Origin of the sequence: Brochothrix campestris FSL F6-1037 (genome assembly GCF_000525915.1) — a bacterium.
Lineage (GTDB): Bacteria > Bacillota > Bacilli > Lactobacillales > Listeriaceae > Brochothrix > Brochothrix campestris.
Genome location: NZ_AODH01000080.1, coordinates 1 through 14,193 on the forward strand (window position 1 = coordinate 1; position 14,193 = coordinate 14,193).

The 14,193-nt window shown below is 34.5% G+C and carries 20 protein-coding genes; 1 reads left to right on the plus strand and 19 read right to left on the minus strand.

The window, feature by feature from the left end; genetic code table 11:
- The 4 genes from BCAMP_RS11815 to BCAMP_RS11825 all read right to left on the minus strand — a co-directional run.
- Positions 1 to 842, minus strand: an 842-nt coding sequence (locus tag BCAMP_RS11815) for a DUF916 domain-containing protein (protein ID WP_035315826.1), incomplete at its 3' end; no start/stop codon positions are given.
- 94 nt (positions 843 to 936) lie between these two features.
- Positions 937 to 1,329: a WxL domain-containing protein gene (locus BCAMP_RS15140; protein WP_084038866.1), complete on the minus strand. Its 393-nt coding sequence runs from the start codon at positions 1,327 to 1,329 to the stop codon at positions 937 to 939.
- Positions 1,330 to 2,104: 775 nt separating this feature from the next.
- Positions 2,105 to 2,713 carry a recombinase family protein gene (locus BCAMP_RS11820; RefSeq protein ID WP_051457088.1) on the minus strand — a complete coding sequence of 203 codons (609 nt, stop codon included), beginning with the start codon at positions 2,711 to 2,713 and terminating at the stop codon, positions 2,105 to 2,107.
- Positions 2,714 to 2,740: 27 nt separating this feature from the next.
- Positions 2,741 to 3,313 carry a recombinase family protein gene (locus tag BCAMP_RS11825; protein WP_035315827.1) on the minus strand — a complete coding sequence of 191 codons (573 nt, stop codon included), beginning with the start codon at positions 3,311 to 3,313 and terminating at the stop codon, positions 2,741 to 2,743.
- 314 nt (positions 3,314 to 3,627) lie between these two features.
- On the opposite strand from BCAMP_RS11825, the gene BCAMP_RS15145 reads away from it, so the two are divergent.
- Complete coding sequence (locus tag BCAMP_RS15145; RefSeq protein ID WP_035315828.1) at positions 3,628 to 3,732, plus strand: putative holin-like toxin; 105 nt, start codon at positions 3,628 to 3,630, stop codon at positions 3,730 to 3,732.
- A gap of 219 nt (positions 3,733 to 3,951) precedes the next feature.
- Here the strand turns inward: BCAMP_RS15145 and BCAMP_RS11835 are convergent, their stop codons facing one another.
- The 15 genes from BCAMP_RS11835 to BCAMP_RS11900 all read right to left on the minus strand — a co-directional run bounded on the left by BCAMP_RS11835 (position 3,952) and on the right by BCAMP_RS11900 (position 13,765).
- Complete coding sequence (locus BCAMP_RS11835) at positions 3,952 to 4,620, minus strand: hypothetical protein (protein ID WP_035315829.1); 669 nt, start codon at positions 4,618 to 4,620, stop codon at positions 3,952 to 3,954.
- Positions 4,621 to 5,032: 412 nt separating this feature from the next.
- Positions 5,033 to 5,515, minus strand: coding sequence for a type III toxin-antitoxin system ToxN/AbiQ family toxin (locus tag BCAMP_RS11840; RefSeq protein WP_035315830.1), 483 nt, complete (start codon positions 5,513 to 5,515; stop codon positions 5,033 to 5,035).
- Between the two features lie 654 nt (positions 5,516 to 6,169).
- On the minus strand, positions 6,170 to 6,979 hold the full coding sequence (locus BCAMP_RS11850) for a toprim domain-containing protein (RefSeq protein ID WP_035315833.1): 810 nt from the start codon (positions 6,977 to 6,979) through the stop codon (positions 6,170 to 6,172).
- Between the two features lie 5 nt (positions 6,980 to 6,984).
- Positions 6,985 to 7,269, minus strand: a complete 285-nt coding sequence (locus BCAMP_RS11855) for a hypothetical protein (RefSeq protein ID WP_035315834.1) — start codon at positions 7,267 to 7,269, stop codon at positions 6,985 to 6,987.
- A gap of 62 nt (positions 7,270 to 7,331) precedes the next feature.
- Complete coding sequence (locus BCAMP_RS14055) at positions 7,332 to 7,925, minus strand: hypothetical protein (RefSeq protein ID WP_198015795.1); 594 nt, start codon at positions 7,923 to 7,925, stop codon at positions 7,332 to 7,334.
- A gap of 91 nt (positions 7,926 to 8,016) precedes the next feature.
- Positions 8,017 to 8,376: a hypothetical protein gene (locus tag BCAMP_RS11865; RefSeq protein ID WP_035315835.1), complete on the minus strand. Its 360-nt coding sequence runs from the start codon at positions 8,374 to 8,376 to the stop codon at positions 8,017 to 8,019.
- A gap of 16 nt (positions 8,377 to 8,392) precedes the next feature.
- Positions 8,393 to 8,863, minus strand: a complete 471-nt coding sequence (locus BCAMP_RS11870) for a hypothetical protein (RefSeq protein ID WP_035315836.1) — start codon at positions 8,861 to 8,863, stop codon at positions 8,393 to 8,395.
- A gap of 20 nt (positions 8,864 to 8,883) precedes the next feature.
- A complete protein-coding gene (locus BCAMP_RS12820) occupies positions 8,884 to 9,711 on the minus strand; it encodes a type IA DNA topoisomerase (RefSeq protein WP_198015796.1) in 828 nt (275 codons plus the stop codon).
- A 32-nt stretch (positions 9,712 to 9,743) separates the two neighbouring features.
- Positions 9,744 to 10,946 carry a DNA topoisomerase gene (locus BCAMP_RS12825; protein ID WP_051457090.1) on the minus strand — a complete coding sequence of 401 codons (1,203 nt, stop codon included), beginning with the start codon at positions 10,944 to 10,946 and terminating at the stop codon, positions 9,744 to 9,746.
- Between the two features lie 126 nt (positions 10,947 to 11,072).
- Entirely contained in the window at positions 11,073 to 11,561 is a 489-nt protein-coding gene (locus BCAMP_RS15150) for a CPBP family intramembrane glutamic endopeptidase (protein ID WP_084038864.1), read from the minus strand.
- A complete protein-coding gene (locus BCAMP_RS14060) occupies positions 11,491 to 11,736 on the minus strand; it encodes a hypothetical protein (RefSeq protein WP_035315837.1) in 246 nt (81 codons plus the stop codon). Before BCAMP_RS14060 ends, BCAMP_RS15150 begins: the two co-directional genes overlap by 71 nt.
- A gap of 160 nt (positions 11,737 to 11,896) precedes the next feature.
- Positions 11,897 to 12,865 (minus strand): MobP2 family relaxase, encoded by a 969-nt coding sequence (gene mobP2 / locus BCAMP_RS11885; protein ID WP_035315839.1) that lies wholly within the window; start codon positions 12,863 to 12,865, stop codon positions 11,897 to 11,899.
- A 5-nt stretch (positions 12,866 to 12,870) separates the two neighbouring features.
- Complete coding sequence (locus BCAMP_RS11890; RefSeq protein WP_035315840.1) at positions 12,871 to 13,287, minus strand: hypothetical protein; 417 nt, start codon at positions 13,285 to 13,287, stop codon at positions 12,871 to 12,873.
- A complete protein-coding gene (locus tag BCAMP_RS11895; RefSeq protein ID WP_035315841.1) occupies positions 13,288 to 13,479 on the minus strand; it encodes a hypothetical protein in 192 nt (63 codons plus the stop codon).
- The gene (locus tag BCAMP_RS11900) at positions 13,472 to 13,765 is read right to left on the minus strand and encodes a hypothetical protein (protein ID WP_035315842.1); all 294 of its coding nucleotides are present in this window, start codon (positions 13,763 to 13,765) and stop codon (positions 13,472 to 13,474) included. The genes BCAMP_RS11895 and BCAMP_RS11900 overlap by 8 nt, the downstream gene beginning before the upstream one ends.
- Positions 13,766 to 14,193: the final 428 nt, after the last annotated feature.

The following is a 14,193-nucleotide window of genomic DNA, read 5'->3' on the forward strand; positions in this document are numbered from 1 at the left end:
CAATTACTACGGTCCGGTTTTTCTGATGTTGCTGTTGAAAGGTTAGTTCCTCTCAAATCAGTAACGAGGATTTTCCAATCAGGTTCTACACGGTTAACTAATACTTCGCTTAAATCTCCGCTTAGTCTAGTCGATTCGAAAGTAAGTTCGTTTGGGACTTCTTTAAAACCTATTTTTGTAACTTTGGCAGTTACTTCCAATTTTTTTATTATTCTAGGTTTTGGGTTCTGTAACTGAGCGCTTATATAGTTACGGTAATTTCTCTGTTCTGTTATAACACTTAAAAACTGCATATCAGGGTCTATTTTTTTCTCCGATTGACTTAACACAACACCAATTGTATAAGCAATGTTGTTAGTGACTGCTGCTTTTTCTTTATCTTCTTTTTTCTGATCGAGGGAACTCACGCGTATTCCACCCAAAATAACACCATCAAACTTTGTAGATGGGATATTGAGAGACACAGATACATCTTTTTTTCCATTTTTTGGAATAACGACGTCTTTATCATTAATTTTAGCAATGTCTGAAAATCCTAAGGTCAGTGATTTGTCTCTCTTCTTACCACCTAAGTATGAAGTAATCCCATTATTATTGGTACTTCCATCATTGGCTTCAACTTTTACGTGAATATCTTCATCTGAGCTATTAAATACTCTTATAGTTAACTTCATTCTTTCGTTTGGAGACACTTTTAAATCGTAATAACTACTTTGAGGCTCGTTTGTTTCAGGAGTTAAAGGTGTAATTGAAAAAGTATTCGCATCCGCATTTACTTTTGGGATGAGAACTGTCAAAGAAAGCAAACATAGTGACATAAATAATAGTAGCTTCTTTTTCATAAAAATTTATCCCTCTTTCTGAGAAAAAAACGGATTGTCGGTAACAATCCGTTTTTTTTATATATGATGAAAATAAGGTTATTTCAAGATACTCTTATTTAGTTGCGTCTGCTGTTAATTCATATGTAACGCTAGTATTGTATGTTGCTGTGTTCTTAACTGTTCCTTTAGGTACAGTTAGTGTAACACCATTTGTTTGGCTAGGAGCTTCATCTTCAGTAACTTGAAGGGTACCTAATCCTAAAGACCATTGATTTGATCCTGTTTCGGCATCAGCAGATGCAATTTCTTGTGCATCTGCACCTAATACAATAGCACCAGCTGATGCTGTAGGTGCACCGGCAACCTGAGCAAAGAATAAGTTTGAGTATGTTAACTCTGCACCTTTTAGTGTATGTGCAGTTTCATCCGCACCAGTTGTGAAATCGCCATCTTGTTTAACTGTTAGAGACCATGATTGACGATCTGAACCACGTGAGTCTTTAATTGAAACTCAATAATTTACACGCTATTACTTACACGGTAAACACATCCTTTCAAGAGTTTTGATTTACATTATAAAATTATCGTTTTTTATCCAACATTCCGTTTTATAGACTGTTGAAATTTCTTTAAGCATGGGATATTTTTCCATGATACTTATAAACAATTCATTTTCAGACGTTAATACATCCGTGATTATTGTTATAATTTCTTTGGAAGGAGTAATATGAATTTCCCATTGAATGCCATCTTTCCAGTGCTTACCTACGCTATATCCATCTTCTTTTTTTTAAAACAGTCATATTTTCATTAAATAGTAACACTGGACTACTTTTCATTTCTATTATAGTGGGGATTTCTTCAGTAAAAAGAACACACAGGTAACTTTCCATCTTTTTTTTTTGTCCAATTTTGAGGGACAGTACAGTATTTATGATACAGTCTTTTTTTATATCTTAAAATTATATTGAATTGTTGATATTCGCTAAACATGAGACACTCTCATCCCCCTTTCGTATTAAAAAAAAAAACTGTATCGTAAACAATTGTTTACGATACACCTGTTTATTATGTACTCACTTGCTGGTTAAACTCTGATATATCAGTGATGCTACTCACTTCGATTTTTAAGAAAAGACTGTATCGTAAACAATTGTTTACGATACACCTGTTCTCAATCTCACAAAAACAATATTATCATAAAATGCCTTTTTTAAAATATCAAAAGTTGCCTTTCCTTAAGTGTTTTTTGACCAGCGTTTGATACGCTTATATTAAGACTACCCCTTTTTTTGAAAAACTAAACATTTTTTATGAAAAAGTTTTGTTTTCAAAGGTATCGCTTCCTTTCGAAGATAACGATAGACTGTCGCCCTTGATACTTCTGCTTTTCTAGCAATATATGAAATAGATAAATCTGTGGATGTATATAATTCTATAACTAATTCTTTATTTTTATTTATAGGGGGCCTTCCAAGATTTTTTCCATTAATCCTCGCAGCTGCGATACCAGCGTAGACTCGTTCTCTAATAAGTTCTCGTTCCATCTCAGCAAATGCCCCCATAATAGTGAAGAAGAACATTCCCATTGAAGTGGAAGTATCAATATTATTTTGAATACTTACGAACTTAATATCATTAGATTTGAAAAACTCCATCAATTCTAATAAATGATGTGTCCCTCTTGATAATCGATCCAACTTAAATATGACTAATGTATCTCCTTTTTTAAGCTTGTCAATCACTTTTTCTAGTTCGTTTCTTTTGGATAGACTGCCACTCTGTACTTCTTTATATATATAATCACATCCATATGCTTTTAATGCATATATTTGAGAATCTAAATTTTGTTCTCGTGTACTCACCCTTGCATAACCATAAATACTCATTTCAAACCTCTTTCATTTTTCAAACAATTACAATGTCTCCTTCTTTCGTATGTTAATATATCTGTATAAGGTTCGAGAACTAACGGTTGTCATTTCTTTAATTTCCTTAATAGAATATTTTTTTGTGTCATATAAACTCAGTGCATGTTCTATTTTTTTCGAACTTATTTTTGGACGGCCACCAATCCGTCCTCTAGCTCTAGCACTAGCAAGACCTTCATTTACTCGTTGACGCGTCAATTCGACCTCAAACTCATTCACAAGTTGGAATAATCCCACTGCAAGTCTTCCCTGTGGTGTTTCTGTGTCGAAATTTTCTTTGAGGCTAACCACGCGCACTTTTTTCGCTTTGAAGAAGTCCATGAGTTCAAATAAATCTTTGGTAGAACGTCCTAATCGACTCCAACTTTCAACAACCACTGAATCACCTTCACGAACCACATTTTTTAATTTATCGAGAGCAGGGCGAGACGATTTCTTCCCGGACATCTTTTCTACAAAAAGTTCGTTACAGGTATATTTTTCTTTGATCAGATCAAGTTGGCGATTTAATTCTTGAGATTGAGTGCTGACACGAGCATAACCATAAATGAATTCCATAATAACATCCCCTTACTGCGTCTATCATAGCAAAAACAGCAGTTAAGTACAATTTATTTTTGCCTATATTTTTGGCAAAAATAACGTGATTAAGAATGCAGATATATCAACAAACAGATGAAATTAAAAAAAGTACGAAAACAGAGGCAAAAACAATCGTTTTTGCCTCTGTTTCTGGCTTATCTTTTTATTTAATTATGATGTTCTAGTTATGATATAATCAAATAGTAGAGAAGTGGAAGACGGTGGCTATCCCGAAAGGTGGTGATGCTTATGAGAATAAGCACTCATTCTTTGAAAGGAGAAGCCTTTTTGTGACTGTTTTTGAGTCGCTACAGTTAATGTTTGGCTTTGGAATGTTTATCATTTCATTGTTGACGTTGATTGTTGTACTCATTAAATTAGACAAAAAAAAGTAACCGTCGAAAACTTTGGCGAGTTTTAGGTTACTTTAAGTAAATTATAAAAATATAGCCACCGTCTTAAACGGTTCTACACGGACACCAGTTATAGCTGGTGTCTTTTTGTATACCTTTATTATAGCCGATTAAAAAAGAAGGTGCAACTATCTGAAATTCCTAGTAAATATTAATGTTTTTGCCTCTGTTTACATGTCATTATGGAGCTTATATACTTTTTTAATTAAGGTGAGAATAACGATTTAAGATATTAATTCCATTATTAATTAGGTATTCACCTAGTTCAGTTTCTAACTTTTTTACAGTTGTATTTGATGGAGGAATTGACTTAATAGCAATAACTAAGGCGTATGCGGCATACGAATACAGATTTTTAAGTAATTTATCCAATAGTTTTTTTTCTTCATTTTCCATCAATTGATGTAGTATGATACGTATATCTCCAATAGATGAATGATGTAGTCCACTGTATTTTAGCAAATCACCCGACTTCATACTTGTTTCCCCAACGGCGATAACCATCCCATCTTCCCTAAAAGTTACCCAGAGATACTTTTTGCTTTTATCATGAACAACAGTTTTCATTGATGATGCGGGTTCTTTAAAAGCTTTTCCCCAAATTTCTTGTTCGAATTCCCACACTTTATCCTGTGTATCCTTTTGTAATTGAGTTGTATTCGGATTATTAATATCTCTGTCAACCACTAACTTATTCAACTCTGTCAGATTAATACCAAGTGGATCTGATAAATAGTCAGTATAACTATTCGAAATTATCCAATTTTCGATTTGTTTCTTAACATTACATATATTTCCATCCTTTTTTTTCTGATTGTACTGTTTATTTTGTCTATCTGATTCAATATATCTATTAATCCATGTTGTCAATTTAACAACCTCCATTAAAAGCGGATAACTAACTTAATAATGTAGTGAACTCCGAATAAAGTCTAACTTTGGGGGTTCACTACACAAACGATATTTCTTTTATCAACTTCATAAAAGAAAAAGAATACTATGAAAATATAGTATTCTTTCTAGGTTATTAGGTTGTCTGCCAACTACTAGCACCCAAAGTCTAGTAAGTATCAGATTTTTTAAAATGTGTCTAGCCACATATCTATCGAATTAAACTATACCATTAAATCGTAGGTTCTTCAAATTCTTTCTGTTTTTATGAACACAATACTGTTGCCTCTTTTTTTTCGTTTATCTTTCTAGTTCATTCTTTCTTTCATCAATCGATTCATGTATGTTAATTGAGGAACTCATACTTTTGAGAAGCCCCTTTATACTTTCTTCATAATTTTTTTTCATTTTCAGTTATAGAATAGTTTTCTAACACTACATCTTCTATTTTTTTGAAATTGACACATCGAGAGTAAAAAGGTTCTTTTTTATTTTCACAATAAGTATATACTTTGTTACTGTTTTCATGAATAGTTTTTTCAATTTTACTAATTTCTCTGTGTTGATTAGTTAAAAGGGTACGTTCTTTTTCATTGCAATCATTAAAATCAAAATGAATAACTTCAGAAGATGGGATTGGGATCATATTTTCTAGGTCAATAACTCCTAAGTTGCCTTTGTCAATTTTGATTAGGTCTATGTTCGATTTCATAGTTTTGTGTTTAGGTTTGGGAGAAGCTAGCGGTGCAAAATAATCGAGATTGTTTACTTTTAAAACAATACCAATGTACGGTCGTTCTTTCTTTGTACGTACTTTAGAATCTATAGAGCGTAATTGATTGATAAAATCCGATTGTATTTTAACTAATTTCATTTCAAAATCAACTCCTAAAAAAAGAAGCGTAATTAATACGCTTCTAAACTTTTTTAATTTCCACATTCAATCCTAAGTGAATAGGCAATGGTAGGGAGTCACCGCTTTTTTAATTTCCACATTCAATCCTAAGTGAATAGGCAATGGTAGGGAGTCACCGCTTTTAACTCTAAATAAATTGTAACATGACACTAATAACATGTCTATAAAAGAACACTATACTTTCCTAGTGTTCTTTCTTGTTAGGTTTTTTCGTTGCTCGCCAACCACGCTAGCCATCAAATCTAGCTCTAGTTACAAGTTTTTTTTGTTGCTTGCCAACATGCTTGCCATCAAATCTAGCTCTAATTACGAGTTGATAACGTGCCTAACCACGTGTATTTCTTTATTTATTATAACATTTATAAACAAATGAATCATACAATAAGCACTGTTAAGTACTTAATTAAATTTAGGTTTTTATGTTGCTCGCCAACCTTGCTAGCCGTTAAATCTAGCTTTAAGTACAGATTTTTATGTTGTCTGCCAACCTTGCTAGCCATTAAATCTAGCTTTAAGTACGAGTTGATAACGTGCCTAACCACGTGTATTTCTTTATCTATTATTAGTATCACATTTTCTATCAAATGAATCAAACAAAGTAAAGGCTTCTTTTTATATTTCAATTTCTTTGTTCACTTCGGGTGAAAGACTCACACTGTCGACTAACTTATCCAGTTTATCTTGATAATGCCTAGATTTATTTTTATGGATGGATGATGAATAACTGTCTATTAATGCTGCTTTGTTGTTGGTCAGGAGGTCATTTAAATCATGCTGATCGCCTTCAGGGTACTCAAAACGAGTGTTTGTAAGGTCTAATTGAGTTAACAACGTTTCCCACTTTTGAGTGGCTACTTCTCCTGCACGGTCATTGTCCATTGCGATGATAAATGACCGCTCTTTGAACTGTTCTTTGTTCTCTGAGACATAGCTCATGGCCTGTCTCATGTGATTAACACCTGACACCGCAATAAATTCACAATTTTTATCAATTTCACGTAAAGATAAGCCATCAATAATCGTTTCTGCAAGGATAATAGGGTTATCTGTACGTGAGGCATCTTTAGAGAGTGAAAGATGGTAATCTTTGGCATCTCTCTTATTATCTTGTACAAGGACGTTAATCTCTTTTATAGCCCCTTTAAGTGGCTGAGATGACCGTAATAATAGACGATCCACTTTGTTAGTCTCATCAAAATAAGGAATGATAACATCTCTATTTTCTAACAACTTTTTCTTCGAAGGTGTATCATAGTTTTCAAAGATATGTGGCAATTTTTCAGCAAGAGAAAGGCCTAATTGATTATTGGGTGTTTTAATCAAATAGTCGCTATAATTTACTTGTGAGAGGCCACGGTATGTTTTACAAACTTCATGATCGATTCGTACATTGGATACGAGATGTTGTAGTTGTGATGACAAAAGCGTTATTTCTTTTTTGTTTTTTCAACAGATAAAGGTGTCGTATGCGTATCTTCTTCAAGTTTTATTTTACTCGAGTCGATTTCTTTTTCAAATGTAACAAGCGTTGTTTCGCCACATTCGTTCTGTCTATTACAGGAGATAAAGTTCAAATTTTTCTTGTAGCTGAATGCTGCATTCTTAACTTCGCAACAGGGACAGTCCATCACAATGTAACGGCCTCTATCTTTGGCATTAAGAGCTTCAAATAAATCATCTATCGAGAGATAGCTACGTCTATTGGTTTCCATGAGTGACACATCCTTTGTTTAAGATAAAGAAAGGACTCAGAAAGAGTCCTTCAGAAGTTGACTTACATGTCATAGTCATAAGATTTAACCATCATTTCAGGTTCTTGGATGGCAGTGACGAGTTTATTTAATTGTTTATCGAGTTCTTCTGCTGACACAGAAGGCTCGTTTTTAGAATTAACGATATGATTATGAGTCAACGGCATTTTTGACCATCCAAGTTCTTCAAATTGAGGCAATGTCTCGTTACTAATATAAGAATTTGTTTCAGGAACAGACAATGTTCCCATCTCTAAAACATCTTCCCAAGAGACCCCATCTTTCAATAAAAAGTTATGGTCTGTACTTCTGATTCCGCCTTCATATCCGCCATAAACAGTGATTTCATCTAACTGATAAATGACTTCATAAGGTGATCCTTCGGCATTCTCAGGACATTCTTCTAACAAGTCAATGAGATGCGCTTTATAGTGTTCTCGTTTTCTATCATAATCAGTTAACTGAGGCGGTACTTGTGGCTGCTCTGTCATCGTCTCGTGCTGTACAGTAGACCTTTCTTTTCGGAGTGCAATGGCTGCTCTCAGTCTTTGTACTCGATCAATGGATTCAGGTGTCGTAAGGTTTAATTCCTTGATTTCAGTTTGTGTTAAGGTCATTAATAATTCCTCCTAAAAAAAGCCCCTCTCAGATGAAAGGGGCTTTTTCTTTATTTTTTTGACGAGTTAAATCGAACGTTTGGTATAGCCGTTACATGTCTAGCTCTTGTTTCTTAGCTTGGTAGCCTTCCGCTTTAATGGTTTGTTCGCTGATGTTGTCCAGTAGTTTTGAAAGAGAAGCATCCAAATCATCTTTATACATAGGAATAACATCATCCTTAATATAGAGTTTCAGTCCATCTGCGTTCCAATCCTCAATGAGTTGAGAGGCATGTTTCTCGGTCATCTTTATCATTTCAGGAATTTCTTTTTCATCTTCTAAATCAACATCCACAACGACAAATTTTTCTTCATTATCTTGACGTTCACCGACAATAAATAATTTTTGTGCAATGTTATGGCCTCTTTCGTATTCAAAAACGGTCATAAACGAGCTGTCATAGTATCCCATTGGAGTTCATTCCTTTCTAATCAAAGTCTAGTTCGTTGGTCTTTTGATAACTAGTGTGTGCGAGTAACGGATTCACCGCTATATCTTGTGTTTGTTTGAGACAGCGTTCCCTTTGTATGAACAGGGACGTCTCATCTGAAACGTGATCGATACTTTCTAAGAGTCCTTTTCTCAGGCTATAAACTTCATCGACATTAAACGATTCCGTCACGTTCCAAGAGTCATCCTGATATTCAAAAATAACATCGTGTGCATCGGAGGGTAAATACTGACTCAGTTCTTCATTCAGTGCGTTTAAATTCAGTTCGAAATTATAACGGCCAGTCGCACTGAAACGATGCGTATGACTCGGTAATTCGTCACACTCGAAAGGTGTTTCATACGATAGTTCTTTGATATGTTGATTTAATTCACTGCTCAGTTCTTCTTTTTCATTCTGTCCATTAATTAAATAATAAAAACCTTTCGCACTACTGTAATCGGACATTTCATCCTCTCCTTTTCGTATTATTTGAAATAGAAACTTACTTTATTGTCGCTAGATAGGGTGAGACCTGCATTGAAGTTTTTCTTTGTTTTAGCCGATATAAATCCCTTCATAATGGCTGTTTTTTTCTTAGTTAATAAGGTTTCAACCGTTTTTAAAGTTATTTTTTTTGAAGCGATTGTTTTAAAAACAACAAAAGTCGTCTGATTGTCGGTCTGTGTGATTTCAAACACTTTGCCTTTTTCTTCGATTTGATACGACCCCACGGTTAATTTGTGCATGTTTTTTGTTTCTTCAAGCAGTTGACTTGGTAGGTCTGTTTGTTTCTGCTGCTCAATGACTTCTGAGATGAAGGTCTTAATATTTGAGATAAATACGTCTCTTGATCCTTTACCTGCTGAGATACTATGCAGGTATTTCTCCCAATTTGCCGTGAGTTCAGGCTTTCCTAATAACGTTTCTTTTGTGAGTTCGTAAAGTAACTTTCCTTTTTCTGTTGGAAACAATTCGGCTTTCTCAGAGGTTATATATTCTCGAGCGATTAATGTTTCAACACATGAAGAACGTGTCGCAGGAGTCCCTAATCCTAACTTATCCATAACACCCCCTTTCCCGACTAAGATGCCATCTGTTAATCGTTTAGGCGGTTTGGTCTGCTTGTCTTTCACACTCAGTTTTATAGCGAGTGTTTCACCTTCACAAACTGACGGTAATAGATCTGTGCCACTCTTTTCCTTTTTTGATTCATCACTAGTTAATGCTTTCCATCCCTTTTCCATAGGCACATTACCTGAAGCGTTAAAACTGAGTCCGTTCACTTCTAACGTTAAATTTGTTTGCTCATACAAAAAATCACCCATGAACATCATGAGTGTGTGTTTTAAGATACTTTCGTAAATGTTTTTTTTCTTTTTTCGGAGAGCTTATTTAACAGCGGTAATTTCTGTGTTGGGATAATCGCATAATGTTCTAACACCTTTGCATTGTTCACGTAACGTGTTCTCGGTTCTGTTTGAGGAGTGTTAATCGTTGTATTTAATAAAGCCTTCATATCTTCTAAATTTTCTTTGAGGTAGGCAAACTCACTCGTGGTAATTAAATCACTATCTGTTCGTGGATAAGATAAGTACCCATTATTGTAGAGAGATTGAATCGTATCTAATGTGATTTTTGGACTGTACTTCCATTTAGCACTCGCATATTTTTGTATGCCTCCTAATGAAAACAACTTAGGACTTTCTGTCTTTTTGTTGATGATTTCTTTTTTTGTGATAAGACCTGTCGTCGCAGAAGCCATATTTTTTTCATGGAGTAAGGCCTTTAATTCTTCTCTATCAAAATAGTCCTGTTTGTTTTTGAATATAACTAAAGGTGTTGTTTGTGTGGTTTGAACTTCTAGCGTTTGAAAGGGTTGTGGCTTAAAGTGTGCAATGGATTTGTCATTTTCCACGATGATGGTATTCACAGGTGTTTGTACTCGGCCAATTGAAAACATCCCTTGCACCCCTGCTTTTTGTAATTTATCTGTGAAAAAACCACTAAAATTCATGCCAACTAAATAATCTGCAATCTGTCGAGCATTAGCTTCTTCATAAAATTTGACGGTTTCTCTGGCCTCTTTTAAATTTGAAAAACCTTTTCGAACTTCATTTTCTTCCATAGAATTAATCCATAAACGTTTCATCGGAACGGCCATTACTTTTGAATGACACTTCTTAAAAATGTTATACGCAATATTTTCGCCTTCTCGATCAGGATCGGTAGCAATAATGATTTCTGTCGCATCTTCTAGTAGCTGTTTGACGTTCTTAAATTGTGAGAGTGTGGATTGAGTGGCCTCATATAAAAGTCTGTCAGGTAAAAAAGGATAGTTACTCATTACAAAGCGTTTGTACTTATCATCGTATTTTGGTGGTAAGGATAGACTAACAAGATGGCCAATACCCCATGTGACAATAACATCTCCTAAAATATCTGACGTGACTTTAAAGTACGCATTGTTTATTTTCTTTGGTGTCGTCTTCGCTAAGGCTTTTGCATAGACCTGCGCTTGCTTCGGTTTTTCTGCGAGAATAACTTTCATAATTAACACAACCTTTTCTTATTATTTTTAGATACATTAAAAGACACTTACCTTCTATAAGAAAGATAAGTGCCTTAGAATCGCTCTCTCAAACACATAAAAGAGACGATTATTGCATATTCACCTTTAATTAAGGTAAATGAGGAGTAAACAACTACAGTTGTAAAGTGCATGGACTATAAATGATATTTTTAAGTCTTTACCTGATTTTAAATAGGCATACGACAAAATAAGACTTGAAAAAAAGTACGGATAAAAAAACCAATCGAGATGTAAACTGGCAAAGATTAAACTTAAAACAATCACACTTGTTTTAAGATAATACGTTGAGAAGTAATTCAACAAGATGCCTCTGAACACCGTTTCTTCAATAAAAGGGCTAACAAGACCACTCATAAGAAGTGTCGTCACAGACAAAGTGACCGTGTGATTGGTCGCAGGTGTTTGTGTTATGGTGTCATACTCACTCAGATATTTCACGATTTGAAATGAGAAGTTGGCCACAACTAAAGCAAGAAAGGTACAAATAATCAGTTGGATTTTTTTAATGGTGGTAATCGTAAGACTGTCTTTGTTGTGCAGCAGCAATGCGATATTGTGTTTGTTCATAATCATTTTCAGCTCTTTTCATATCATAGTCATGGACAAGGTTCTTTTTGATAATGGCCATGTTTTTTCTTGAGTGATAAGGTGAGGCTTTTGGTCGTGCCTCTATTTTAGGTGTCTCTTTTTTTTGAATTTCTTTCTTATCTCGCCCTTCTTTCGGATGAACAGGTAGGTCATCTAACATTTTTTTTTACCTTATGATTAATCACCGCATGATCTTTTTTTCAGATTATTAAGCAAGTTATTTCCTAAGCGAGTTTTTATTTCTTGTTCTTTATTTGCAAGGTATTCATCAGGCTTCGCACTCTCGCCATACAGTTCTTTTAAATAAGTAGCATAAGCATCTACATTTTTTTGTGTAACGCATTCTCTCGGGACTCTTTTGAGTTAATACATCGGTCAGACGATCCACTCTTTTTTTGAGTATCGGGTTTTAATTTTCCATATTGCCAATTGAATTTATTGTCAGGTAATTCTTTTTTGAGTGTGTTTATTTCTGTCAGGAAGGAACGATTATCACTGAACACTTCTGTTTCGTAAGTCTTTTTGAGGTCTTTCAAAAGACTGTCCCTATTATTTGTCATGCTTGTTTGTAGTTGGAGACGATACGTTGGTGACGTTAATTCTTGACCGAAGGCGAGCTTCATTTTATCGAGTGTGCGTTGTTTACGTTTCCCTCTAACTTCAAATTGACCATCGGCTACTTCTTTTAACTCTCGAGTATTATTTTTTTCCATCGAACAAATATGGAGGTGAATGTTATCAGTGTTGCGATGAATGGAGGCAAACCAAAACGTATCATGTAGCTTTTCATTTTCTTTTAACGACCCCATCATTTTTTCAGTGGCCTTATACAGTCTGTCCTGATCTAACGCATTTGTTTTTGAATTTAAAATGTTTTCTTCTATTAGAAAGTCATTTTCAAAAGAGATAACATCTTGAAACATCACACTACCCATTCGTGATTGACGTGTCACATCTTCTATTTCTTGTTTTAGTTCACGTACATCTTCTCGTCTCACTTTTGTTTGAGAGGAAGAAAAAACACCTTTTAAATAGTGGTCGTCTTCTGAGAGTGTGGCTTGTTCTCGTTTCATATAATCAATGTAATCGGAGTAAACATCGTCTACCGAAAATTCAGAATCAGACAAGAGCTGTGTCATTCGTTCTAATTCTTTTTCTTCGGTGTCAGAGAGCGTTTGTTCTTTCTTTTTATCTTTCAGTGCTTGATTACGAGTGACGTAATCAACAAAATTAAACAAGGATTGTTTAGAAGATACGGTGAATTGAGATTTTAAAATAATTTTAGCCACACGTATCAGCCCCTATCAAAAAAAGGATTGGCTGTTTTAGTTGGTGTCTTTTTCACACGTTCAGATACTAACGTTTGTTTTTTTCGTAGTGCTTGATCGAAATCATTCTGTGCTAAAAAGCCAAGCTGTGTTTTATCAATATCAAACGATAAATCTTCCACATCTACTTTTAGATTATGAAAAGCACGTAGCGCTGCAATATTCCCAATGCGAACATCCTTCGCTATTTCATTTAACTTTTTTTCAATATCGAAAGGAGCTGTTTGTTTTTCTTGTACGTGTGAAGAACAGAAATTTCTAATTGCTTGTTCAATTGTATGTGAAAACTTTTTAGGGCTAATATCATTAGTTATCATATAATTTTCTAGTAAACCTAATGTCTCATCACTTAACATAATATGTTTTCTTGTTTTTTCTTCCATTTATATTCCCTCCACTTTTTTTAGGCGATCGGATAAATTTTCGATGGCCATATCGATAGATTTTGTTTGATTAATAACAACGAGTTCCTCTACTTCGAGTGTTATTGTTTGAATTTCTTTTTTTATGTTCTTCAGTTCTCTTTCAATCGAAGAATCCTTTCTTTTCCTCTTAAACTTTAAAAAATCAAACATCGTCATCTCCTCCATACAGTAATAACGTCATCATTTGTTTTTGTACTCGCATAAATTCTTGAAATGTTTTTTCTTGTTCAGCCATTCGTTGAGATAATGTTTCTACTATTTCATCAAATTTTTTCTTCTTATAAATTTCCAATGGTTTGTTGTAATCTTCACCAATTAAAAGCTTCACATAATCGTTTCTCGTCCAGTTAACTCCTGTTTTTTCTGTTAGATACGCTGCACGCTGCTCTAAATGATGGACAACATCAGGCTCAACTCGTTGTAATCTAATATCCATTTAGTACCAACCTCCCGAAATTTTACTTATTACGACCTTTTTTTGAAAGAGCATAAGGGTTTTTTGCCTCACGGCGTGATTTCATGCTTCGCAAATCACTCCTAATCGGCTGTGCCTCTTGGTTTTTGAAGAAATTTAGTACCACAGAAAAAGTGCCTCATTAAAATAGCCTATCTCCCACTAAAATCCCACACTTTTTAAGCTAAGTCCCACGATTTAGAGTAAAGTCCCACTCCTAAAATACAATGTCCCACGCACGTCCCACTGTGATAAATTGAATGTCCCACACAAGTCCCACGCTCTATTTCACCATTTTTGTCTGAAGCAACTTGATTTTTTGTTGATACTTTTCAATCTTTTCATTGAGTTCAGTTATCTTGCTTTTTGAAGACAAGGTGTTCCCTTTTAACGAATTAATATCGGATGTT

What these genes read in the sequence shown, in the direction of transcription:
- BCAMP_RS11820 (WP_051457088.1), bottom strand. Translation starts at nt 2,713, where the DNA reads ATGAGTATTTATGGTTATGCAAGGGTGAGTACACGAGAACAAAATTTA.
- BCAMP_RS11825 (WP_035315827.1), bottom strand. Translation starts at nt 3,313, where the DNA reads ATGGAATTCATTTATGGTTATGCTCGTGTCAGCACTCAATCTCAAGAA.
- BCAMP_RS11840 (WP_035315830.1), bottom strand. Translation starts at nt 5,515, where the DNA reads ATGAAATTAGTTAAAATACAATCGGATTTTATCAATCAATTACGCTCT.
- BCAMP_RS11855 (WP_035315834.1), bottom strand. Translation starts at nt 7,269, where the DNA reads ATGGAAACCAATAGACGTAGCTATCTCTCGATAGATGATTTATTTGAA.
- BCAMP_RS14055 (WP_198015795.1), bottom strand. Translation starts at nt 7,925, where the DNA reads ATGACCTTAACACAAACTGAAATCAAGGAATTAAACCTTACGACACCT.
- BCAMP_RS11865 (WP_035315835.1), bottom strand. Translation starts at nt 8,376, where the DNA reads ATGGGATACTATGACAGCTCGTTTATGACCGTTTTTGAATACGAAAGA.
- BCAMP_RS11870 (WP_035315836.1), bottom strand. Translation starts at nt 8,863, where the DNA reads ATGTCCGATTACAGTAGTGCGAAAGGTTTTTATTATTTAATTAATGGA.
- BCAMP_RS12825 (WP_051457090.1), bottom strand. Translation starts at nt 10,946, where the DNA reads ATGAAAGTTATTCTCGCAGAAAAACCGAAGCAAGCGCAGGTCTATGCA.
- BCAMP_RS15150 (WP_084038864.1), bottom strand. Translation starts at nt 11,561, where the DNA reads ATGATTATGAACAAACACAATATCGCATTGCTGCTGCACAACAAAGAC.
- BCAMP_RS14060 (WP_035315837.1), bottom strand. Translation starts at nt 11,736, where the DNA reads ATGTTAGATGACCTACCTGTTCATCCGAAAGAAGGGCGAGATAAGAAA.
- BCAMP_RS11890 (WP_035315840.1), bottom strand. Translation starts at nt 13,287, where the DNA reads ATGGAAGAAAAAACAAGAAAACATATTATGTTAAGTGATGAGACATTA.
- BCAMP_RS11895 (WP_035315841.1), bottom strand. Translation starts at nt 13,479, where the DNA reads ATGTTTGATTTTTTAAAGTTTAAGAGGAAAAGAAAGGATTCTTCGATT.
- BCAMP_RS11900 (WP_035315842.1), bottom strand. Translation starts at nt 13,765, where the DNA reads ATGGATATTAGATTACAACGAGTTGAGCCTGATGTTGTCCATCATTTA.